The organism is Mesorhizobium sp. B2-3-5 (assembly GCF_006442395.1).
Lineage (GTDB): Bacteria > Pseudomonadota > Alphaproteobacteria > Rhizobiales > Rhizobiaceae > Mesorhizobium.
The window spans coordinates 11,910-31,709 of record NZ_VFVX01000019.1 but is presented as its reverse complement, the minus strand read 5'-3'; the positions used below and the strand labels follow the sequence as shown (position 1 = coordinate 31,709).

22 protein-coding genes and 1 tRNA gene are annotated in these 19,800 nt (G+C 63.6%); 13 read left to right on the top strand and 10 right to left on the bottom strand.

Annotated elements, in window-relative coordinates; all coding sequences use genetic code 11:
• The first annotated feature begins 92 nt into the window (after window positions 1-92).
• From FJ958_RS20595 to FJ958_RS20585, 3 genes are all read left to right on the top strand, one after another.
• Window positions 93-737 (top strand): carbonic anhydrase, encoded by a 645-nt coding sequence (locus tag FJ958_RS20595; protein ID WP_140745016.1) that lies wholly within the window; start codon window positions 93-95, stop codon window positions 735-737.
• On the top strand, window positions 734-1,168 hold the full coding sequence (locus FJ958_RS20590) for a nuclear transport factor 2 family protein (RefSeq protein ID WP_140745015.1): 435 nt from the start codon (window positions 734-736) through the stop codon (window positions 1,166-1,168). The genes FJ958_RS20595 and FJ958_RS20590 overlap by 4 nt, the downstream gene beginning before the upstream one ends.
• Before the next feature lie 89 nt (window positions 1,169-1,257).
• Window positions 1,258-3,312: a M3 family metallopeptidase gene (locus tag FJ958_RS20585; RefSeq protein ID WP_140745014.1), complete on the top strand. Its 2,055-nt coding sequence runs from the start codon at window positions 1,258-1,260 to the stop codon at window positions 3,310-3,312.
• A gap of 163 nt (window positions 3,313-3,475) precedes the next feature.
• Here the strand turns inward: FJ958_RS20585 and FJ958_RS20580 are convergent, their stop codons facing one another.
• The 4 genes from FJ958_RS20580 to FJ958_RS20560 form a co-directional block, all read right to left on the bottom strand.
• Window positions 3,476-4,951 carry a M81 family metallopeptidase gene (locus tag FJ958_RS20580; RefSeq protein ID WP_140745013.1) on the bottom strand — a complete coding sequence of 492 codons (1,476 nt, stop codon included), beginning with the start codon at window positions 4,949-4,951 and terminating at the stop codon, window positions 3,476-3,478.
• 26 nt (window positions 4,952-4,977) lie between these two features.
• On the bottom strand, window positions 4,978-5,802 hold the full coding sequence (locus FJ958_RS20575; protein ID WP_140745094.1) for a carbohydrate ABC transporter permease: 825 nt from the start codon (window positions 5,800-5,802) through the stop codon (window positions 4,978-4,980).
• An 11-nt stretch (window positions 5,803-5,813) separates the two neighbouring features.
• On the bottom strand, window positions 5,814-6,683 hold the full coding sequence (locus tag FJ958_RS20570) for a sugar ABC transporter permease (RefSeq protein ID WP_140745012.1): 870 nt from the start codon (window positions 6,681-6,683) through the stop codon (window positions 5,814-5,816).
• Window positions 6,684-7,072: 389 nt separating this feature from the next.
• The gene (locus FJ958_RS20560) at window positions 7,073-8,308 is read right to left on the bottom strand and encodes a sugar ABC transporter substrate-binding protein (protein WP_140745010.1); all 1,236 of its coding nucleotides are present in this window, start codon (window positions 8,306-8,308) and stop codon (window positions 7,073-7,075) included.
• Window positions 8,309-8,492: 184 nt separating this feature from the next.
• Here FJ958_RS20560 and FJ958_RS20555 point away from each other — a divergent pair, with 184 nt between their 5' ends.
• From FJ958_RS20555 to FJ958_RS20545, 3 genes are read left to right on the top strand one after another with little or no spacing between them, the layout of a single operon-like run.
• Entirely contained in the window at window positions 8,493-9,263 is a 771-nt protein-coding gene (locus FJ958_RS20555) for an SDR family oxidoreductase (RefSeq protein ID WP_140745009.1), read from the top strand.
• Window positions 9,264-9,265: 2 nt separating this feature from the next.
• On the top strand, window positions 9,266-10,333 hold the full coding sequence (ugpC, locus tag FJ958_RS20550; RefSeq protein WP_140745008.1) for a sn-glycerol-3-phosphate ABC transporter ATP-binding protein UgpC: 1,068 nt from the start codon (window positions 9,266-9,268) through the stop codon (window positions 10,331-10,333).
• 30 nt (window positions 10,334-10,363) lie between these two features.
• A complete protein-coding gene (locus FJ958_RS20545; RefSeq protein WP_140745007.1) occupies window positions 10,364-11,245 on the top strand; it encodes a MurR/RpiR family transcriptional regulator in 882 nt (293 codons plus the stop codon).
• Window positions 11,246-11,271: 26 nt separating this feature from the next.
• On the opposite strand, the gene FJ958_RS20540 is transcribed toward FJ958_RS20545, so the two are convergent.
• Together FJ958_RS20540 and FJ958_RS20535 are read right to left on the bottom strand one after the other, a co-directional pair.
• Entirely contained in the window at window positions 11,272-11,583 is a 312-nt protein-coding gene (locus tag FJ958_RS20540) for a DUF167 family protein (protein WP_140745006.1), read from the bottom strand.
• Entirely contained in the window at window positions 11,580-11,870 is a 291-nt protein-coding gene (locus FJ958_RS20535; protein ID WP_140745005.1) for a YggT family protein, read from the bottom strand. The genes FJ958_RS20540 and FJ958_RS20535 overlap by 4 nt, the downstream gene beginning before the upstream one ends.
• A 146-nt stretch (window positions 11,871-12,016) precedes the next feature.
• Between FJ958_RS20535 and FJ958_RS20530 the strand changes: the two genes are divergently transcribed.
• The 6 genes from FJ958_RS20530 to FJ958_RS20500 all read left to right on the top strand — a co-directional run bounded on the left by FJ958_RS20530 (window position 12,017) and on the right by FJ958_RS20500 (window position 15,534).
• A tRNA-Ala gene (locus tag FJ958_RS20530) sits at window positions 12,017-12,092 on the top strand.
• A 310-nt stretch (window positions 12,093-12,402) separates the two neighbouring features.
• Window positions 12,403-13,152 (top strand): helix-turn-helix transcriptional regulator, encoded by a 750-nt coding sequence (locus FJ958_RS20525; protein ID WP_140745004.1) that lies wholly within the window; start codon window positions 12,403-12,405, stop codon window positions 13,150-13,152.
• Window positions 13,153-13,579: 427 nt separating this feature from the next.
• The gene (locus FJ958_RS20515) at window positions 13,580-14,638 is read left to right on the top strand and encodes a SagB/ThcOx family dehydrogenase (protein WP_246679675.1); all 1,059 of its coding nucleotides are present in this window, start codon (window positions 13,580-13,582) and stop codon (window positions 14,636-14,638) included.
• A 67-nt stretch (window positions 14,639-14,705) separates the two neighbouring features.
• Complete coding sequence (locus tag FJ958_RS20510) at window positions 14,706-14,954, top strand: hypothetical protein (RefSeq protein ID WP_140745002.1); 249 nt, start codon at window positions 14,706-14,708, stop codon at window positions 14,952-14,954.
• Between the two features lie 3 nt (window positions 14,955-14,957).
• Complete coding sequence (locus FJ958_RS20505) at window positions 14,958-15,203, top strand: hypothetical protein (protein WP_140745001.1); 246 nt, start codon at window positions 14,958-14,960, stop codon at window positions 15,201-15,203.
• A 13-nt stretch (window positions 15,204-15,216) separates the two neighbouring features.
• The gene (locus FJ958_RS20500; RefSeq protein WP_140745000.1) at window positions 15,217-15,534 is read left to right on the top strand and encodes a hypothetical protein; all 318 of its coding nucleotides are present in this window, start codon (window positions 15,217-15,219) and stop codon (window positions 15,532-15,534) included.
• A gap of 68 nt (window positions 15,535-15,602) precedes the next feature.
• Here the strand turns inward: FJ958_RS20500 and FJ958_RS20495 are convergent, their stop codons facing one another.
• The 3 genes from FJ958_RS20495 to exbB are packed head-to-tail and all read right to left on the bottom strand — an operon-like array spanning window position 15,603 to window position 17,926.
• Window positions 15,603-16,541, bottom strand: coding sequence for an energy transducer TonB (locus FJ958_RS20495; protein WP_140744999.1), 939 nt, complete (start codon window positions 16,539-16,541; stop codon window positions 15,603-15,605).
• Window positions 16,538-17,005 (bottom strand): TonB system transport protein ExbD, encoded by a 468-nt coding sequence (gene exbD / locus FJ958_RS20490; protein WP_140744998.1) that lies wholly within the window; start codon window positions 17,003-17,005, stop codon window positions 16,538-16,540. The genes FJ958_RS20495 and exbD overlap by 4 nt, the downstream gene beginning before the upstream one ends.
• Before the next feature lie 12 nt (window positions 17,006-17,017).
• Window positions 17,018-17,926: a tonB-system energizer ExbB gene (gene exbB / locus FJ958_RS20485; protein ID WP_140744997.1), complete on the bottom strand. Its 909-nt coding sequence runs from the start codon at window positions 17,924-17,926 to the stop codon at window positions 17,018-17,020.
• A gap of 236 nt (window positions 17,927-18,162) precedes the next feature.
• Between exbB and FJ958_RS20480 the strand changes: the two genes are divergently transcribed.
• A complete protein-coding gene (locus FJ958_RS20480) occupies window positions 18,163-18,849 on the top strand; it encodes an isochorismatase family cysteine hydrolase (RefSeq protein WP_140744996.1) in 687 nt (228 codons plus the stop codon).
• A gap of 7 nt (window positions 18,850-18,856) precedes the next feature.
• Here FJ958_RS20480 and FJ958_RS20475 read toward each other — a convergent pair whose 3' ends face one another.
• Window positions 18,857-19,798 (bottom strand): LLM class flavin-dependent oxidoreductase, encoded by a 942-nt coding sequence (locus FJ958_RS20475; protein ID WP_140744995.1) that lies wholly within the window; start codon window positions 19,796-19,798, stop codon window positions 18,857-18,859.
• Between the last annotated feature and the right edge of the window lie 2 nt (window positions 19,799-19,800).

The window sequence follows — 19,800 nt, the reverse complement described above, 5'->3', positions numbered from 1 at the left end:
ATTCTGCATTGCTCGTAACAGGCTTTTGCCGCTAGAGCCTTTTCTCGACCGCAACGAGCTGCCGCCTCCAACCGGAAAGGCCTTAGCCGCCCATGCCTCATCTTCCCGACCACCTCCTCGCCGGCTATCGCAATTTCATGAATGGCCGCTACCTGACGGAGAGCGGCCGCTATCGCGAGCTCGCGCGCGAAGGGCAGGCGCCGGAGACGATGATCGTGGCCTGCTGCGATTCGCGCGCGGCGCCCGAGGCGATCTTCGATGCCGGGCCGGGCGAACTCTTCGTGCTGCGCAATGTCGGCAACCTGGTGCCGCCCTACGCGCCGGACGGCGAGTTCCATTCGACCTCGGCGGCGCTCGAATTCGCGGTGCAGAGCCTCAAGGTCAAGAACATCGTCGTCATGGGCCATGGCCGTTGCGGCGGTATCCGTGCCGCGCTCGACACGACGGCCGCGCCGCTCTCGCCCGGCGACTTCATCGGCAAGTGGATGAGCCTGATCGCGCCGGCCGCGGAAACTGTCGCCTCCAGCACATTGATGACGGCGACGGAGCGTCAGACCGCGCTCGAGCGCATCTCGATCCGCTATTCCATCGCCAATCTCAGGACCTTTCCTTGCGTCTCGATCCTGGAGGGCAAGGGGCGGCTGTCGTTGCACGGGGCCTGGTTCGACATTTCGACCGGCGAACTCTGGGCGATGAACAAGGAGACCGGCGATTTCGAACGGCCGGTGCTGGAATGAACGGGACGGCGCGCCAGCTGTCGAACATCCGGTCGATCGGTCTCACGGCGGCCGCACTGCTGGCTGCGATTTCGGCAGCACGCGCTGACGACGGCGCCATCATCAGCCGTTGGTATTCGGCGCTGCTGGTCGCCGACCGCACCGAACTTTCCGAGCTGCTCGCCGACGACGTCCGCATCAAACTCGACGACCTCGGCATCATCCAGGGCAAGCAGGAATTCATCGCCTCGATCGACGAATGGAAGAGCGCGGTTGCCGGCGCCGCGATCCGCCACCGCATCGAGAAGAGCGAGGGCGGCGTCACCACCGTGATCGCGTGCTACGACTTCCCCGACAACGACATGCTGATGCGGGAAACCTTCGCAGTGAAAGACAACCGCATCACCGCCAGCTCGCAGGCGGCAATCGCCGAAAACTGCGACGGCTACTGAGGCAGACCGGCCGACTGTCATATTGCGGGCTCACGAGCCGCGCCCTACATCGGTGACACCCTCCCTTCGACGCCAGCGAAAGACCCTCCATGTCCTCCACGAAAGCCATCGACCTCGCCGCCCATCCGCTGACCGCATGGCAGGGGCCGCTTGGCCTGCCCGATTTCGCCAATATCGGCGACGGCGACTTTTCGCCGGCTTTCGACGCGGCGCTGAACGCGCACGAGGCGGAGATCGACGCGATCGCCTCTAACAAGGATGCGCCGACCATCGAGAACACGCTTCAGGCGCTGGAACTCGGCGGCGAGGCGCTGGATCACGTCTCGTCGATCTTCTGGTGCCGCGCACGCGCCTACACCAACGAGGCCATCCAGGCGCTGGAGCGCGACATTTCGCCGAAGATGTCCAGGCATTTCTCGGCGATCTCCATGAACGAAAAACTGTTTGCCCGCATCGACGATCTCTACCAGCGCCGCGAGAGCCTGGGGCTCGATGCCGAGACGCTGCGCGTGTTGGAAAAGACTTGGAAAGGTTTCGTCCGCTCCGGTGCGAAACTGGACGCCGAAGGCAAGAAACGGCTGGCCAGAATCAATGAGGAACTGTCGTCGCTCGGCACGAATTTCGGCCAGAACGTGCTGGCCGACGAGCGCGACTGGGCGCTATTCCTGGACGAGGCCGATCTTGCCGGCCTGCCGGACTTCTTGAAGAGCGCGATGGCCGAGGCCGCCGAAATGCGCGGCCAGAAGGGCCGTTACGCCGTCACCCTGTCGCGCTCGATCTACGAGCCGTTCACGACCTTCTCGGAACGCCGCGACCTGCGCGAAATCGCCTTCCGCGCCTTCACCATGCGCGGCCAGAATGGCGGCGCCACCGACAACACGTCCGTGGTGCGCGACATGCTGAAGCTGCGCGCCGAAAAGGCGAAACTGCTCGGCTATGCCTCCTTCGCCGCGCTGAAGCTCGACGATACGATGGCCAAGACGCCGGAGGCGGTCCATGCGCTGCTCGATCCGGTCTGGGAAAAGGCGCTGCAGAAGGCCGCCGCCGACCAGAAGGAATTGGAGCGGCTGGCCGCCGAGGCCGGCAGCAACGAGAAATTCGCCGCCTGGGACTGGCGCTTCTATCAGGAGAAGCTGCGCGCCGAAAAATTCGCCTTCGATGAGGCCGAACTGAAACCCTATCTGCAGCTCGACCGCGTCATCGACGCCTGCTTCGACGTGGCGACACGGTTGTTCGGCATCACCTTCGAAGAGAAGAAGGGCATTGCCGCATGGCATCCCGACGCGCGTGTGTTCGTGGTCAGGAATGCCGATGGCAGCGAGCGCGGCCTGTTCCTGGCCGACTATTTCGCGCGGCCCTCCAAGCGTTCCGGCGCCTGGATGAGCGCGCTGAAGTCCGGTTACAAGCTCGGCCACGGTTCGAAGCCGGTGATCTACAACATCATGAACTTCGCCAAGCCGCCTGTGGGCGAGCCCGCCTTGCTGTCGGTCGACGAGGCGAAAACGCTGTTTCACGAATTCGGCCACGCGCTGCACGGCATGCTGACCGATGTCACCTGGCCTTCGGTCTCCGGCACCTCGGTCAGCCGCGATTTCGTCGAACTGCCCTCGCAGCTCTACGAGCACTGGCTGACGGTGCCGGCGGTGCTGGAGAAGCATGCGTTGCATGAGAAGACCGGCAAGCCGATGCCGAAGGCACTGCTCGACAAGATGCTGGCCGCGCGCACTTTTGGCGCCGGCTTCGCCACAGTGGAATTCACCGCCTCGGCGCTGATGGACATGGCGTATCACGCCAGGCCGGACGCGCCTGAAGCACCGCTTCGATATGAGGCCGAAACGCTGGTAAAGTTGGATATGCCCGACACGATCGCGATGCGCCACCGCACCCCGCATTTCGGCCATGTCTTTTCGGGCGACGGCTACTCGGCCGGCTACTATTCCTACATGTGGTCGGAAGTGCTCGACGCGGACGCCTTCGCCGCCTTCGAGGAAACCGGCGATCCGTTCAACCCGGCGCTGGCCGAACGGCTGCGGAAGAACATCTACGCCGCCGGCGGCTCGAAGGACCCGGAAGAGCTCTACACCGAGTTTCGCGGCAAGATGCCTTCGCCTGAAGCGATGATGATCAAGCGGGGGCTCGTATAGCAACAGCTAATCTCCCCCCTCGAGGGGGAGATGGCCGCGAAGCGGCCAGAGGGGGTCGTCGCGCATGAAGCGCTGGCCTTTCCTTTTGCCGTTGCATGGCGTCGCAGCAGTTCGGGCGACCCCTCTGTCGCCTTCGGCGACATCTCCCCCTAAAGGGGGGAGATCAGCAGCCCCAAGGATCAGCCACCCTTGGCCACACCGGCCGCTTCAGCTTCTTGTAATCCGTCACCGCCGGATTGCTCGGGTATGAACTCGGCGCCGTGACATAGATGATCTCGGCGGCGATCGGCGCGAAGCCGGCGTAGAAATGATTGGTCGACTTGATCAGGAGCATGTCCTTGCTCAGTGGATCGACGCCGATGTTGGAGAAGATGTCGGGCTCGAAGGTCTGTGTGCGGTTGGTGTTCAGGATGACGTCGACCTCGGTGCCTTCTATGCGCACCAGCGCGGTCGGCCCGAGGGTCACCCGGCTCGGCCCGAAACTCTGCCAGCCCTCAGGAACCGCCTTCAGCACCTTGACGCGCGCGTCGATCGGCTCGCCCGCCTGAGGTCCAGCCTTGCCGCCGAAGCGCAGGTCGATGACCGCGCCCTCGCCCGCCGCCAGGCAGAAGGTCACGGCGATCGGGTCCCAGATCGTCGCCACACCGACCTTGTCCAGGCCGCGCGCCAGCATCTCGCGCAGCACGAAAGTGCCGTCGCCGGGAACGCCGCCACCGGGATTGTCCCAGATGTCGGCGATGACCACGGGCTTGCCGGGATTTTCGGCGCGAACGGCCAGCGCCCGATCGAGACCGTCGGCGGTGGAGAGCATCGTCATCGCCGTCTTTTCCCGCATCGCGTAGAGCTCGCGCCCCAGCCGCTCCGCCAGCGCATCGCCCCTGGCTTTGTCATTGTCGGTGATGACAAGAATGCGCGTGCCCATTTCCGGCACGTCGGCGGCCATGAAGCCATGGACGACCGAGACCGACAGCACGCCGTCCTTGCCGTGCAGCGCCTTGATGCGGTCGACGAAGGAACGCATCGGCTCGCGGCTGGTCGGCAGCACCTGGATCATGCGGCAGTCGAAGGTCGAAATGACGGGCTTGATCTCGCCGCGCGCGGCGGCAAGGCCAAGCTCGACGACATGCTCGCCGCGCTCGTAGAAGTCGGTGTGCGGGAATTCGAGGAAATAGGCCATGATGTCGGACGCCGCCACGCGCTTCGGCGTCAGATGGCTGTGCGGATCGAACTCGGAGGCGATCACCACATCAGGTCCCACGATTGCCCGCACGCGCTCGAGCAGGTCGCCTTCGCAGTCGTCATGGCCTTGCGCCACCATGGCGCCATGCAGGCCGAGGATGACCGCGTCTACCGGCAGTGCCGCCTCGAGCTGTCCCAGAATCTCGTCGCGCAGCGCTTCATAGGTCTGGCGCTGCACCAGGCCGCCGGGCTCCGCCCAGGTGGCGGTGCCTTCGATGACGGTCAGGCCTTCGGCGGCCGCGCGCCGGCGCAAGGCGACGATCGGCGAGGAGCACAGCGTCGGCGTATCGGGATGCTTGCCCGGTCCGGCGTAGAACGCCATTTCGAACGAGGCCCGGTCGGTCGGCACCGGCGAGAAAGTGTTGGTTTCCGTCGCCAGTGAGGCGGTAAAGATGCGCATGAAAGCTCCGTGGACAATTACTTACGCTATTTGACCGCCCCCAGCGCCAGTCCGCGCACCAGATAGCGCTGCAGCCAGATGAACAGGATCGCCACCGGCAGCGTCGCCAGCAGCGTGGCGGCCATGACGTGGTGCCACTCGATCGTATAGCGGCCGGCGACCAGCGAGAACACCTGGATCGGCAGCGTGTAGCTTTCCTGGCTGCGCAGCATGGTCAGTGCCACGACGAATTCGTTCCAGGCATTGATGAAGGTGAAGATGGCGGTCACCGCGATCGCCGGCAGGCAGAGCGGCAGGAATACCTTGCGCAGGGTGAGCCAGCGGCCAGCCCCTTCCATCCAGGCCGCCTCCTCGAGATCGCGCGGAATTGTGTCGAAATAGCTTTGCAGCATCCAGACGGTGAAGGCGACGTTGAAGGCCATGTAGATGAAACCGAGCGCGGTCGTCGATTCGACCAATCCCCAGGCCGCCATAAGCCGGAACAGGCCAAGCACCAGCACGATCGGCGAGATCATCTGCGAGATCAAAAGGAACTGGCGGAAGACACCGTAGCCGGCAAAGCGAAAGCGCGACATCGCATAGGCGGCCGGAACGGAGATGAGGATGGCGCCGACCGTGGCGATAACAGACACATAGAGCGAATTGGCCAGTGCCTGGCCGAAACCGGTCGCCACCCACATGTCGGAGAAGTTGGACCACCGGAACTCGCTCGGCCACCATGTCGGCGACAGCACTTCGGTCCGCGGCTTGACCGCGGTCAGGAACATCACCGCGAAGGGAAAGATCGTCACCACGATCAGCGGCGCCAGCAGCAGCCAGGCGATGATGGTGCGCTTCAATTTGGCCGTCATGAACCCATTTGTCATGCGCGTTGCTCCCGCATCGCCAGCCGTACATAGATCATGGTGAAGATCAGCAATATGGCGAACATCACCAGCGACACCGCCGAGGCCTCGCCGAGTTTGCCGATGCGGAAGGCGAGCTTGTAGAGATGGGTGACCAGGATGTCGGTCGAGTTGGCCGGCCCGCCCTGCGTCATCACCCAGATGATCGGGAAGGAATTGAAGACATAGATGGTGTTGAGCACGATGGCGATGTTGATGAACGGCTTCAGGAGCGGAAAGGTGATCTCGCGGAACTGCTGCATTGGCGTTGCTCCTTCGAGCGCCGCTGCCTCATAGAGATCGTCCGGGATCGACGACAGGCCGCCAAGGAAGATCGTCGTGGTGAATGGCACCGTCACCAGTATGCCGATCAGCACCTGCATCGGAAACGCCGTTTCGGCGTTCGCAAGCCACTGGATGTTGTGGTCGATCAGGCCGAGTCCGATCAGCGCCGAATTGAGCATCCCGCTTTCGCCGCTCAACGCCCAGCGCCAGACAACCGCCGTCATGGTCAGCGATACCGCCCAGGGCAGCATGATGATGACGCGGGCCAGCCCGCGACCATGGAAATCGGTGTTGAGGATCATCGCCACCGGGATGGACAGCAGCAGCGCACCGCCGACCACCAGCACGGTCCACAGCCCGGTGCGCCACAGCGCGGCGACGAAGTCGGGATCGGCAAACAGCGCCGAGAAATTGGCAAGGCCGCTGAACTCGCGCAATTGCCCGAAACGGTTGACGTCGTGGGTCGATATCTGGATCAGGTCCCAGACCGGCCAGAAGATGACGACCGCCGCCAGGAACAGGCTGGGCAAGGTCAGGAGATAGGGCAAGATACGATTTTGCATCGGCTGGCCTGTACCGCGTTGTGAGGCATCAGCAGTGCTGGCTTGCCAGCTTGCCTAATCCCGCTTGGTTCTTCCTGGACACTCGCTCGGCTTCGAATTCCTTGCCGATGCCGGCGCTGCCCCTCACCTGCCTGCCGGCATCCTCTCCCCGTATAGTGACGGGGAGAGGGGCGCTCTCGCCGCCGCTTTGCTTGGCTTTCGAACGACGAACGCCCGGCAGGGCAATGAGGGGCGGCGCCGGCATCGGCGATCTATTCCCCTGTACGAAGTAATTGCCCCGTCGGCGTTCGACGCTTTGTGCCCAGGACCGAAATGTGTGGCGCGCCCTGCCTGAGTCTGGGGCGCGCCACGGGCGCAGGGAGATACGCCCTATTTCTTGAGCACGGCCCCTACTTCTTCAACACTGCGTTGGCTTTCGCCGCCGCGTCCTTCAGGCCTGTCTCGGGATCGACGCTGCCGAGATAGATCTTCTGCATGGCGTCCGAGGTGATCTGGGCAATCTCTTCCCAGCCCGGAATGACCGGCGCGAAGCGGGCGTCGGGCAACAGCGCGGTGAAGGCGGCCAGATCGGCATTGTTGACATAATAGTCCATCTTGGCTTCTTCCTTGTTCACCGGCAGGAAGCCTTCGCCTTGCGTGAACTTGGCGCGTTGCTCCTTCTTGAACAGGAAGTCGAGCAGCTTCCAGGCCTCGTCCTTGTTCTTGGAGTTCTTGAACATGATCATGGAATCCGTGACGCCATAGGTGCCGCGCGCGCCGGTCGGCCCGGCCGGAATGGCCGCCACGCCGTATTTCAGCTTCGGCGCCTCTTCCTTGATCTGGTTGGACAGGAACGGTGCGGTGATCATCATGCCGACCTTGCCCTGCTTGAACAGGTTCTGCACGTCTTCACGGTTGTTGGAGGTGACGCCGGGCTCGGTCAGCCCCTCATCGATCATCGACTTATAGAGCTTGGCTGCTGCAAGCGCGCCCGGTGTGCTCAGGCCGGACGTGCCGTCCTTGTTGAGGATCTCGGTGCCCTGCGACCACATCGCATAGTAGTAATAGACGTCGGTCTCGATCTCCTTGCCCTGCAAGCCGAAGCCGAAGCTGCCGGAACCCAGTGCCTTGATCTTGCGGGCATCGTCCTGCAGTTCGGTCCAGGTCGCCGGCGGCTTGGCGATGCCGGCCTTCTCGAACAGTTCCTTGTTGTAGTACATGGCCCGAGCCGAGGCTGCGATCGGCAGGCCATAGGTCTTGCCATTCATGATCGAGGGCGACAGGAAGGTCTCGATAAAACGGCCCTTGAATTCGGGCGTAATGTAGCTGTCGAGCGGCTCGGCGACATCCTGCTGGACGAAGTCGATCAGCCAGCGCGTGCCGATGATCGAGAGATCCGCATTGGTGCCGGCGGTGATGTCGGTGGTCAGCTTCTGCAGTAGCACATCCCACGGCACGACTTCGAACTTGACAGTGATGCCGGGGTTCTTCGCCTCGAACTCCTTCTTCACCTCCTCGAAATAAGGCCCGGTCTTGGCACTGTACTCGGCGACGGTGACGCGCACTTCACCCGCATTCGCCTGCGCCGCGAAGGCCAGCATGCTCATTCCGGCCATCAGGCCGACAGTCCATTTGGCAAGGCTCATCCGATCTCTCCCATTTGTTCCGCGCTTTTTTGCGCTCCTTGCGCCGATCGCTGGCACAAGATTTATGTGACTTTCCTACATTATCGATGAATTCCCCGCATGCAAGCGGATTATTATGTTGCTTAATTACATTCCATTCATTAGCCTGCCGGCATCTGCCTGATCTGCGGGAGGAACAAGCGCCGTGGTTTCGAAAGCCGAATTCGAGGGCCGTACTGTCGTCGTCACGGGTGCAGGCGGCGGCCTTGGCTCGGCGATCGTCGCACTGCTGGCCGGAAGGGGCGCGCGGGTGGTCGGCTGCGACCAATCCGAGGAGGCGCTGGCAAGCCCGCACCTTGCCTCGCGCCATGTCTTCAACCTTCTTGACCGCTCGTCCCTGGAGAAGGCGATCACCGCCGTGCTCGACAGGGACGGCGTACCCGATATCCTGATCAACAATGCCGGCTGGACGCGCGCCGAGACGCTTGCCGCGCTGACGGCGGAAAGGATCGAGCATGAGCTCGACCTCAATTTGACCGGAGTGATGACGTTCGCGGACCCTATCGCCAAGGCGATGGCCGCGCGCGGATCGGGCAGCGTCGTCTTCATCTCCTCCGTCAATGCCATCGCGCATTTCGGCAATCCCGCCTATGCCGCCGCCAAGGCCGGCATCAACGCCTATGCCAAGTCGATCGCCGTCGAGCTTGGCCGCAGCGGCGTGCGCGCCAATGTCGTCTGCCCAGGGTCGATCCGCACCGCCGCCTGGGACCATCGCCTGGCCAAGGATCCGGAAATCCTCGGCAAGCTCAAGCGGCTCTATCCGCTCGGCCGCATCGTCAACGCACAGGAAGTCGCCGAAGCGGTGGCTTTCCTTGCCTCCGACCGCGCCTCGGGCGTAACAGGCGTGGTGATGCCCGTCGATGCCGGGCTGACCGCCGGTTGCCTGCCGTTCATCGACGACATATTGGGAGCGTGACCATGACCGACGTCCTGTTTCGCAACCTGTCGAAATCCTTCGGCCAGCACAGGATCCTCGAGGACATCAACCTCGATATAAAAAGCGGCGAGTTCGTCGTGCTGGTCGGCCCGTCGGGATGCGGCAAGTCGACCCTGCTGCGCATGCTGGCGGGCCTGGAGACGATCAGCTCGGGGGATCTGCTGATCGGCGGCACGCGCGCCAACGACCTGCCGCCGCAGCAGCGCAACATCGCCATGGTGTTCCAGTCCTATGCGCTGTTCCCGCACCTGAAGGCCTCCGACAATATCGGCTTCGGCCCGAAGATCCGTGGCGAGAACCGCGCGGCGATCGACGAAAAGGTCAAGAAGGCGTCCGGCGTCCTCAACCTGTTTTCCTATCTCGACCGCTACCCGCGCCAGCTCTCAGGCGGCCAGCGCCAGCGCGTGGCCATGGGCCGCGCCATCGTGCGCGAACCCTCGGTGTTCCTGTTCGATGAGCCGCTCTCCAATCTCGACGCGCAGTTGCGCGTGCAGATGCGTACCGAGATCAAGGCGCTGCACCAGCGGCTGAAATCGACGATCGTCTATGTCACCCACGACCAGATCGAGGCCATGACCATGGCCGACCGCATCGTCGTGATGGACCGCGGCAGGATCCAGCAGGTCGGAGCACCGCTCGAACTCTATGACAGGCCGGCCAACAAGTTCGTTGCCGGCTTTCTCGGCTCGCCGTCGATGAGCTTTGTCTCCGGGGCTCTCAGGACGACGCCTGAGAAGACCTGGTTCGAGTCGGTTGGCGGCGGCCGGCTTGCGCTTGCCGGTAAGCCGGTGCCTGCGGGAAGCGTGGTGGAGGCCGGCATCCGGCCCGAGCATTTCATCATCGGCGAAGCCGCCGACGCCATGGGACTCAAGGTGGATGTCGTCGAGCCGACCGGCTCCGAGACCCACGTCTATGGCGCCATTGGCGCCGACACGGTGCGCGCCGTGTTCCGTGACAGGGTGCCGATCAGGCCGGGCGACCTGCTTCCGGTTTCGGTCGATCCAGGCAACATCCATCTGTTCGACAAGGCAACCGGCCTGCCGCTGTGAAAACACCGGGATGACGACGAAGGCACAAGCATGAAGACGCCGGCCGACATCATCACGCGGCTGCAGCTGATGTCGCAGGACGGCACCAAGTCGGACCGCCGCCTGGCCGGCCTTGTGCTCTCCGATCTCGATTTCGCCTCCAAGGCGGCGATCTCGGAGATCGCCTCACGCGTCGGCGTCAGCGAACCGACGGTCACGCGCTTCTGCCGCAATCTCGGTTGCGAGGGCCTGCGCGACTTCAAGTTCTATCTGGCGCAGGCCATCGCCATCGGCGGCCAGTATCTGTCGCCGGAGCCACTGAGCCGCGATGCCCGCGAGCAGCGCATCGCCTCCGCCATCACCGAAGCGGCGATCTCAGCCATCCAGCGCGCCAGCGAGAATCTCGACATGGCGACGCTGGTCGCGGTCGCCGAGCGGTTGGCGATTTCGGGCAATGTTCTGTGCATCGGCTCCGGCGGCATCTCCTCGATGATGGCGACCGAGATGCAGAACCGGCTGTTCAGGCTCGGCCTGCCGGTGCTGGCGCAGATCGACGGCCAGTTGCAGCGCATGTATGCCGCCGTTGCCACGCCCGAGACCACCCTGGTCGCTTTTTCGGTGTCCGGCTATGCGCGCTCGGTCATCGAGGCTGTGCAGGTCGCCCAGCAATATGGCGCCACGACACTGGCCGTCACCGCCCCTGACTCGGCGCTGGCCAAGGTCGCCGATACGGTCATCCATCTGCAGCCGCTTGAGGATGGCAACATCTACAAGCCGACATCGTCGCGCTACGCCCTGCTGGCGATCGTCGACATGATCGTGACATCGGTGGCCGAGACGCGCGGCCCGAAGGTGCTGGAGAACCTGCGCCGCATCAAGCAGAGCGTAAACACGCTGAAGGTCGACGACCCCAGGCTGCCGCTGGGCGATTGACACCGAAGGTCGTGCGGCAAGGAGACCTATGCGCCGAACATCGCGACGCTCTTGGCCAGCGTCGCCGGTTCGCCGACAACGCGCAGCGTCTTGAGCCGGGCCGTGCCGCCTGCAACGACTGAAACGGCCGATCCCGGCACCCCCAGCGCCCTGGCGACCAGCTTCTCCAGCGCTTGATTGGCCGCACCGTTTTCCGGCACGGCGCGGACCCGCGCCTTAAAATGGCTGCGCCCGTCCGCCGATGTTTCGACGCCTTCCAACCTGTCCACGGAAGATTTCGGCGTCAGGCGGACAAACAGCTCGATACCGGTTTCGCGGACGCGGAACGGCGCGCTCACAGCACCAGCGGCGCCACGGTGGTGAGAATGAACTGCCTGACGAAGAACAGGATCAGCAGCAGGATGATCGGCGAGATGTCGATGCCGCCAAGGTCGGGCATGAACCGGCGGATCGGCCGCAGCGCTGGCTCGGTCAGCCGGTAGAGCATGTTGCCGATGCTGCCGACGAACTGGTTGCGCGAGTTGACGACGTTGAAGGCATAGAGCCAGGAAAAGATCGCCGAGGCGATGATGACCCACCAATAGAGGTCGAGCGCCATGACGATGGTTTGAATGAGGGCGAGCATGCCGGTCTCCAATTGTTGCCGACATGTAGCCATTGCATGCGAAACCGGCAAGGGCCGCCGGCTGCCATGGCAGGCGGGAAGGATTTCGGCAAAACGCCGCCTTGACAGAAATCCGCCGCGCCCGATAAATGCGCCATCCGCTGGACGGGGCTGTAGCTCAGCTGGGAGAGCGCGTCGTTCGCAATGACGAGGTCAGGAGTTCGATCCTCCTCAGCTCCACCAGCGGAATAATCGGTTGTCCGCTTTTTGCCGCAAGGCGCGGACGGCATCCGTTGCGACGCGCGGCGTCGATGCTCCCCCAAAAGGCCATACGCGATTTCGCGGGATTTCCGGGGCAAGACAATTGTCAATTGGACTTATGGCGATGGCCGCTGTCGGATCGGCGCTATTTTTTTTGGAAGCCGCCCCATTAGACTGGCGTTACCAAATCAGTTTTTTCTGTGCGTTGTGACTGGGCGTTTCGGCGGGGGCGACCGAAGGCGCTATATGGATTTCGAGTCGAAATGAAGAATTCGCCTGCGAAAGCAAAGACGTGTCCATTCGCGAGAATCTCGCTGCAAATCTCAGACGACTCTGCAAGGACCATGCCTCCGTCAGCGCGGTATGCCGTGAATTGGGGATCAACCGCACGCAGTTCGAACGCTACCTGCAGGGCCAGACTATTCCGAACAAGGCCACGGCCAAGCTGATCTGCGACTATTTCCGCATCCACGAAGCCGAACTGTACCAGGACCCCGGCATGCCCGAGCCTGCGGTTGCCGGCCTGCCACCGATCTCCGAAAGCCTGTTCAACCAGATGATGCGCCCTCCCGCCCCGTCGATCGCGGGTGGCACCTATTTCACTTATTTTTCGATCCCGGCCCGTCCCGACCTCCTGATGCGGTCGGTGACTTTCGTGCGTCGCGAGGCCGAGTTGGTCACATTCCGCAGGGTCACCGGATGGTCGGAGCGCCGTGGCTCGACATGGGCGCGGGCGCGCGGCAACCACTACGGCGTGGCGATCTCGCGCCTGAACTGGATCTACTTCAGCGGCGTCAACCGTCGCCAGACCGGCGAGCCATCGCTGATCTCCGTGCAATGGGCTCCAATCTCGGAACCAGTGCTCGTCGGCAAGGCCATGCTTCTGACCGAGGCCGGCCCGGCATTCGTATCGGTCATCATGCGGCAAGATATGTCCGGCATCCGGTCAAGGCATGCGATCCGCAAGGCGCACGTCGTCAGGCTTGACGATCCGGGCATCGATCAGCTCGTGGTCAGCCTGACCCAGGACGGGTTGGGCTAGACTAGGCGGACAAGCGGATGGTTACGCTGAATAAGAACAAGAATATCCCGAAAAAGCGTATGCCCACGATTGCCTACTCGATATCTGAGTAAAATCGATTTTTTTAGACTTTCTTGGAAAGAAAGATATTTTGGATCACGCTAGCTTTACTGTAATTTTAACACACCGTTAACTCTTCCGAACTTACCTTTCTTCTCGCGGATCCCGCTATTGGGGGATCTTTTAACAGATCCCATTGGGGGTCGGGAAAGGGACGAAATGGCCAAGAAAGTAAACAACGCCCCGAAGCTGACGGTTGCCGCAGGCACGCAGACCGTCTTCTTCTCGCAGGGCATGCACTACAACAAGCGCTGAAGTCGTTCGGCGCCGACGGGCTGTCCGCCCTGTCGGCGCCTTGCTTTCAAAAACGGCATTCAGCATCATGAAAATGCGCTCCTCAAAAACACTTGTGTTCTACCCCGGGACCAACAAGGTCACGGCCTGCAATTTCCTGACCCGAAGCGTCTTCGAATGCAGCCCCGCGGTGGTTGGTCTTCTCACATCCTGGGACGAATGGGCCTCTGCCGCGGAGATCGCGCGCGCCCGTGGATGGTCGAAATCCGACCTTGATGCCGTCGTCCCGCAATTGCTGGATTTTTCCGCCCTGGTCACCGCCGGATCGCCGCTGGCCGAACGGGAGACGCAGTTCTCCGGGCAGTGGAACTGGGGCATCCCGACCGCGCTGATGCATTTCTGCGTCCAGGACAGCGAGTTCATGACCATCGAACAGGCCGAGGCACGGCAGATCGAACGCGCCGGTCATGTCGCCCAGCCCGACCTTCTGCTGAAAAATGCCACGGGCGCCATTCGGCTGCCGAACGCACTGGATGACAACGAACTACTGGCCCTGATGGCGCGTCGCCGCACCAACCGCGCCGCGGCCGCGCCCACCATCACCGCGCGGCAGCTCTCCGACTGCCTGTTCGCGGGCATGGGCATAACCGGCGAAACCAACAACTGCGTCGGCGCCCTGCCGCTGGGCATGACCCCCTCGGGCGGCGCGCGCAATCCCTACGAGGCCTATGTGGTTGCGCTGGGCGTCGAGGATCTGGAACCCGGCGTCTACCATTATTCCGCCGCCGATCACGACCTCGGCAGGATCTCGGCCAACCACCTGCCGAAGATCTCGGAACTGGTCGGCGGGCAGGAATGGGCCGATACCATGCCATGCCTGGTCCTGCTGTGCGCCAGGTTCGACCGCACCATGTGGAAATATGAGGATGCCAACGCCTACCGCGTCGTCCTGATCGAGGCTGGCCATATCGGCCAGAACATGATGCTGGCGGCGACCCAGCATGGTCTGTCGGCGTGTCCCACGGCAGCTCTCAGCCACTCGGCGATCAAGCGCCTTCTCGGCCTCGACCGCCTCACCGACGCGCCCATCTATGCGTTGACCCTCTCGACCCCGGAATCAAGCCGGCATGCGGCGGGTCAGTCCATCAATTAGCCGCCTCGGTATGTCCAGTGTGGCGGGTAATGCGTTCCCTGAGTTCCATCAGATACAGGAGTAGCACGTGGCCAATCAGTCCTTACGTCAGTCAGAGATCGATAGTCTTCAATATATCGCGTCGATGACCAACGAGCTCGTGCAGATGGCCGAAGCAGGCCGTTTCCCCATGATCTCCTATTTGCTTGGCATGGCCTATGCCGAAGCATTCGATGTTCTGCGCGGCGCCCGGCCGGCAAGGCATGCGCAACTCAGCGGCAATCCGATGCATCCCAAGCCGCATGCAAAGGACCACGCTCAGCCAAGGCGAGCGTAGCGGATGCAGCCGTCAGTCCTGTGCGCGCTGGCGGGCTTGCGGCCGAACCGGTGGGGGACACTCTGTGCGCTGCAAGGCCTGCTCCTGAAAAAAGCCGCCGCCGACCTCGACCGCGACGGCCTGGTCTACTGGTTCGAGCAGACCGACGCCGAGGCTGCCAACATCGGGGGCCGGCGATCGGATCCGGCAATGATCGCCGCCTTGATCGCTGGCAGCCCGCAAAATGAACATTCATGCGCAGAGATTTGAGGGGAACCCGCAGATGAACATGCTTGCAACCATCCGGACCGTCGACGCCAGGGAAAGCATCTTCGGCCGGCTCCATGCCCTGATCGCAGCCCGGCCGGCATTGGCGGACTCGGCGCGCGTCGAGGCCCGGCAGTTGATTTCCATGGCCATGGCCGACAGCTGGCAGGCCGACAGCCTCTGGGGCGCGGTAGACGCCTTTCACGCCCATTTCGATTTCATGATGCAAACCATCGACATCAAAGGCGCCAACGACGCCAACCTCGGGATCCTGCGCTCGAAATGCCGCTTCTACCTGGAACAGGTTGAAGCGCTGTGCCAGGCGATGAGCTGAGCAACTCCACTCGTCTTGTTTTGAGGCAATTCCGGGCGGAAACCACTGCACGCCTTCCTGGAATTTCTCTAGTCGCGCAAACTGAACACGAAGGGCGCCGTGCGGCTGACGCGCGGGCCCAGTTCCGCCGGCGGCGCCGGCACCGTGGCGCCCCGCAGCACGGCGAGCGCGGCGCGATCGAGCTCAGGATCGCCCGAAGAACGGACCACGCGCGCCGATATCACCTGCCCCGAGGCATCCACAGTGAACGCCACATTCGTATTGCCCTGCGAGCGCCTGGATCTCGCGGCGCCTGGGTAGCGCTTGTGCCGGTTGATCCATGCCGTCAGCCGGGACTCCCACTTGGCCGGGCTGGTACCTGAAACCCCGGCTGCCGATTTCGGCGCGGCCGCCTTGGCCGCGGGCTTTGTCTCCGCGCTTGCGGTGGCAACCGTCTTTGCCGGCTCGGCCCGTGCCTTCTTCGGTCGTGGCTTGGGCTTTTCGACCGGCTTATTCGCCTTGGCTTCGACCGGTTTCTTTTCCTTGGGCGCTTCCACGGGCTTTGGTTGCGGCAGCGGAACGACCAAGTCGGGTGCGACGGCCTCGACGATATCCGGGATGACCTCATCCGGCGGTGTCTCATCGACCCGCTCGGCCATCTCGGCCTGGACAGGTTCGGCATCGGCAGGCGGCGTGGCTTCCGACCGCGCGACAACCGGCTCCGCCCTGTCGACCTGCTCCTGAGGATCCGGTTCCGTCTTCGGTGTCGGCTCGGCCGGGTCGGATATCGCCGCACCCAGTGTCGCGGCTTGTTCGGGCACCGCCGGCGTCATCACCATCGGCGCCATTTCAATCACCGCGGCCGGCGGCGGCCCACCGTCCGTCTCCATCGGACTGAAGCTTTGTAGCACATAGGCGACCGCGACATGGGCTCCCAGCACCAGCGCCGCCGCTCCCGCCCACGAGCCGAGATCGCGCCAACCGAAGCGCGACAGCGCCATCGCGGGCGAGGCGGCAGGACGTGTCATGGCGCGGCCGTTCCAGACGGTGCGTATGCCTGCGCATCGGCCCCGGGCGCCGTCTCCAGACCGACCAGCGCGATCTTCAGATAGCCGGCGCCGCGCAAAAGGTTCATCACCTTCATCAGATCGCCATAGCCGACCGCCCTGTCGGCGCGCAGGAAGATGCGCGTTTGCTTGTCGCCCTTGGTCCTGCCATCCAGGAACGCGGCGAAGTCCTGGCGCGGCACGCTATCGTTGCCGATCGCCAGGGTGAGATCCTCCTTCAATGTCAGGAACAGTGGCGTCTCCGGCCGCGGCGCGGGCCTGGCGGTCGAGCCCGGCAGATCGACATTGACGTCCACCGTCGCCAGCGGAGCGGCGACCATGAAGATGATCAGCAGCACCAGGATGACATCGATGAAAGGCGTGACGTTGATCTCGTGATTTTCCTCGAGATCGTCGTCCATGGTCTGGCGGATTCTGCTTCCCATGGCGCCGCTCCGCTACTCCGCCGCCAAGGCCTTTGCCGGCGCCACCGTGCGGAAATCCAGATCACGGCTGACCAGCCGCTCGACTCCCGCCGAGGCGTCGGCGAGGATTTGCCGGTAGCCGGCTATCGAGCGCGCGAACATGTTGTAGATGACGACGGCCGGTATGGCGGCGACGAGCCCCATCGCGGTGGCCAGCAGCGCTTCGGCGATACCCGGCGCGACCACGGCGAGATTGCTGGTCTGCGCCTGCGAGATGCCGATGAAGGCGTTCATGATGCCCCAGACGGTGCCGAACAGGCCGACGAAGGGCGCCGTCGAACCGATCGTTGCCAGCACGCCGGTGCCGCGCGACATGCGCCGCGAGGCCGCCGCTTCGATGCGCGACAGCCGTGAGGTGATCCGTTCCTTCAGACCGTCACCGCCGACCTGATCGAGCGCGCCAGCCGAAAGGGCTGTCTCTTCCTCCGCCGCCCGCACAAGAAGGACGCCAGGGCCGCCGCTGCGGCCCAGCGCGCGGCTCGCCTGCTTCAAGGTGGCGGCATCGCCGATCGCCCGAACGGCGCGGCGGATGCGCAGTTTGCCGCCGAAAATCTCCAGCGATTTGGCCAGCCATATCGTCCAGGTGACAAGGGAAGCGAAGGCCAGTCCGCTCATCACCGCCTTCACGATCATGTCGGCGGCCATGAACATGCCCCATGGCGACAGGTCGTGCGGCAGGCTGGGTTCCATCGCCCCCGAAGGTGCGGCAGCCACCGGCGCGGCGGTCGCTGATGCGGCTGGAGCAGCGGACACCACGCCCGAAGGCGTCGCAGGTGCCTCGACCACGGAGGCGGTGCCGGCCGGCTGTTGCTGGGCCGTGGCGTTGCCGCCCGACAGGATCACCGATGCGACCAACGCCGCCAACATACCATGTCTGGACAAAGGTTCTTCCTTGTTCTCACAGCGGCCTGCCGCTCCGTGCAGCGGCAGGCGGATGCCGATTGACTAAGAAACATGACTTTACTAGTCAACATTTAAGATGACTGCAACACTCAACCGGTCATGACGATGTGTGACCCAAGGGCGCCGATCGCGTCATCGGCACCACACGCCCGTATCCGCGCCTCGCCGCCCTGATGGAGAATCGCTAGAATGACTCGGGCAACAGGGAGCTCCGGATGATCAAGGCAACGCCCTTCGACTACCCCTATGACGGCAGGCTGGTGGCCGAAAACACAGCGCTGGTCGTCATCGACCTGCAGCAGGACTTTCTCTCGACGGCGGGCTATTTCGCCAGAAAGGGATACGACCCCTCGCCGCTGCGGGCCATCCTGCCGGCCGTGAACCGGCTGATCGGCGCCGCCCGCGCCGCCGGCGTCACGGTCATCCACACAAGGCAGGGCTATCGTGCCGACATGGCCGACATGACGCCTTACGAGAAATGGCGCCGCAAGCGCGCCGGCCTGGACGGCACGGACATTCTTTTGCGCTCGGGCCAGGGTTTCCAGATCGTCCCGGAGGTCGACGTCGGGCCGCACGACATCATCGTCGACAAGACCTGCAACAGCGCCTTCACCTATACGGATTTCGAGCTTGTGCTGCGTGCCCGAGGCATCACGCATCTGATGTTTTCCGGCTGCACGACCGATGTCTGCGTCCACACAACGCTGCGCGAAGCCTGCGACCGCAATTTTCAGTGCCTGACGATCTCGGACGCCTGTGCGAGCGGCGACCAGAGAGCCCACGAGGCGGCGCTTCACATGGTGACGGTGGAGGACGGCGTCTTCGGCGTTCTGGCTGATTCAAGAGCCGTCATCGACGGCCTGTCGCGGCTCGGCGACAGGCGCGGGACACTTGGGGATTAAAAAGGCTTCAGCTCGCCGCCCGCGTCTCCAGCCCCGTGCGCGGCGCGTAAGCGCCAGGCTGGAATTCGCTGGCTTCGCGGCGTGCCAGCGAGTTGCGGAGCAGGGCGATCGTCTCCCGGCCGATTGTCGCGATCTCACGCGGCGTGTCGACGCCGACGATCATGAATTCATCGATGCCGAGCCCGGCATAGGCAAGCAGCGACAGGGCGGCCTGGGCCGGCGGCCCGGAAAGGTCGGCCGCTCTATGACCCGCGAGCGAGCTACCCCAGTGAATCCTGACCGGAAGCGCGAAACGCAGCCTGCCGGCCCGGCCATGTTCGGCGGCGGCCCCGCGCACCCGTTCCATCAGGTGCCGGACCTCGTCGATCGAGCCCGGCGACAGTTCGAAGACATCGGCATGCCGGCCGGCCACTTTCAGCGCCGTTCCCGATTGCCCGCCCATGCGGATCACGAGGTCGAGGCCATGAGGACCCTTGCGCGGCACGTAGCCGCCCTCGATGCTGTAAAAAGCGCCTTCATGGTCGAAGGGCAGGTCATTCGACCACAGCCGCTTCAACAGCACCAGATATTCGTCGATCCGCTGCCAGATGACGCCATGCCCAACCGGCCGCGCCTCGGCATCGTCGTCGTTCAACGGCTCGCTGATCATCCTGAGCGCCAGCCGTCCGCCGCTCTCCCTGTCGATCGATGCCAATTGGCGGGCCGCCGCCGTCGGTTCGATCACGCCGGCCCAATGGGTCAGCACCACTTCCAGCGACGCCGTGCGATTGAGCACCTGGGCCGCGAGATCCATGTTGGTCAGCAGCCCGGCCGGATCGTCGACGACGATCTTCTGGAAACCACCATCCTCGATCAGCCCGAGCTTGGTCGCGGTCTCGGCAAAGTCGTAGAAGAAAGGAACCGCGGCCTCGGCCGTCTTGCCTGGAACATGCGTGAACGCGATCGGCATTG

Coding starts and splice junctions, on each gene's coding strand:
- FJ958_RS20595 (WP_140745016.1), top strand. CDS start 93: ATGCCTCATCTTCCCGACCACCTCCTCGCCGGCTATCGCAATTTCATG.
- FJ958_RS20590 (WP_140745015.1), top strand. CDS start 734: ATGAACGGGACGGCGCGCCAGCTGTCGAACATCCGGTCGATCGGTCTC.
- FJ958_RS20585 (WP_140745014.1), top strand. CDS start 1,258: ATGTCCTCCACGAAAGCCATCGACCTCGCCGCCCATCCGCTGACCGCA.
- FJ958_RS20580 (WP_140745013.1), bottom strand. CDS start 4,951: ATGCGCATCTTTACCGCCTCACTGGCGACGGAAACCAACACTTTCTCG.
- FJ958_RS20575 (WP_140745094.1), bottom strand. CDS start 5,802: ATGACGGCCAAATTGAAGCGCACCATCATCGCCTGGCTGCTGCTGGCG.
- FJ958_RS20570 (WP_140745012.1), bottom strand. CDS start 6,683: ATGCAAAATCGTATCTTGCCCTATCTCCTGACCTTGCCCAGCCTGTTC.
- FJ958_RS20560 (WP_140745010.1), bottom strand. CDS start 8,308: ATGAGCCTTGCCAAATGGACTGTCGGCCTGATGGCCGGAATGAGCATG.
- ugpC (WP_140745008.1), top strand. CDS start 9,266: ATGACCGACGTCCTGTTTCGCAACCTGTCGAAATCCTTCGGCCAGCAC.
- FJ958_RS20545 (WP_140745007.1), top strand. CDS start 10,364: ATGAAGACGCCGGCCGACATCATCACGCGGCTGCAGCTGATGTCGCAG.
- FJ958_RS20535 (WP_140745005.1), bottom strand. CDS start 11,870: ATGCTCGCCCTCATTCAAACCATCGTCATGGCGCTCGACCTCTATTGG.
- FJ958_RS20515 (WP_246679675.1), top strand. CDS start 13,580: ATGCGCTCCTCAAAAACACTTGTGTTCTACCCCGGGACCAACAAGGTC.
- FJ958_RS20505 (WP_140745001.1), top strand. CDS start 14,958: ATGCAGCCGTCAGTCCTGTGCGCGCTGGCGGGCTTGCGGCCGAACCGG.
- FJ958_RS20500 (WP_140745000.1), top strand. CDS start 15,217: ATGAACATGCTTGCAACCATCCGGACCGTCGACGCCAGGGAAAGCATC.
- FJ958_RS20495 (WP_140744999.1), bottom strand. CDS start 16,541: ATGACACGTCCTGCCGCCTCGCCCGCGATGGCGCTGTCGCGCTTCGGT.
- exbD (WP_140744998.1), bottom strand. CDS start 17,005: ATGGGAAGCAGAATCCGCCAGACCATGGACGACGATCTCGAGGAAAAT.
- FJ958_RS20480 (WP_140744996.1), top strand. CDS start 18,163: ATGATCAAGGCAACGCCCTTCGACTACCCCTATGACGGCAGGCTGGTG.
- FJ958_RS20475 (WP_140744995.1), bottom strand. CDS start 19,798: ATGCCGATCGCGTTCACGCATGTTCCAGGCAAGACGGCCGAGGCCGCG.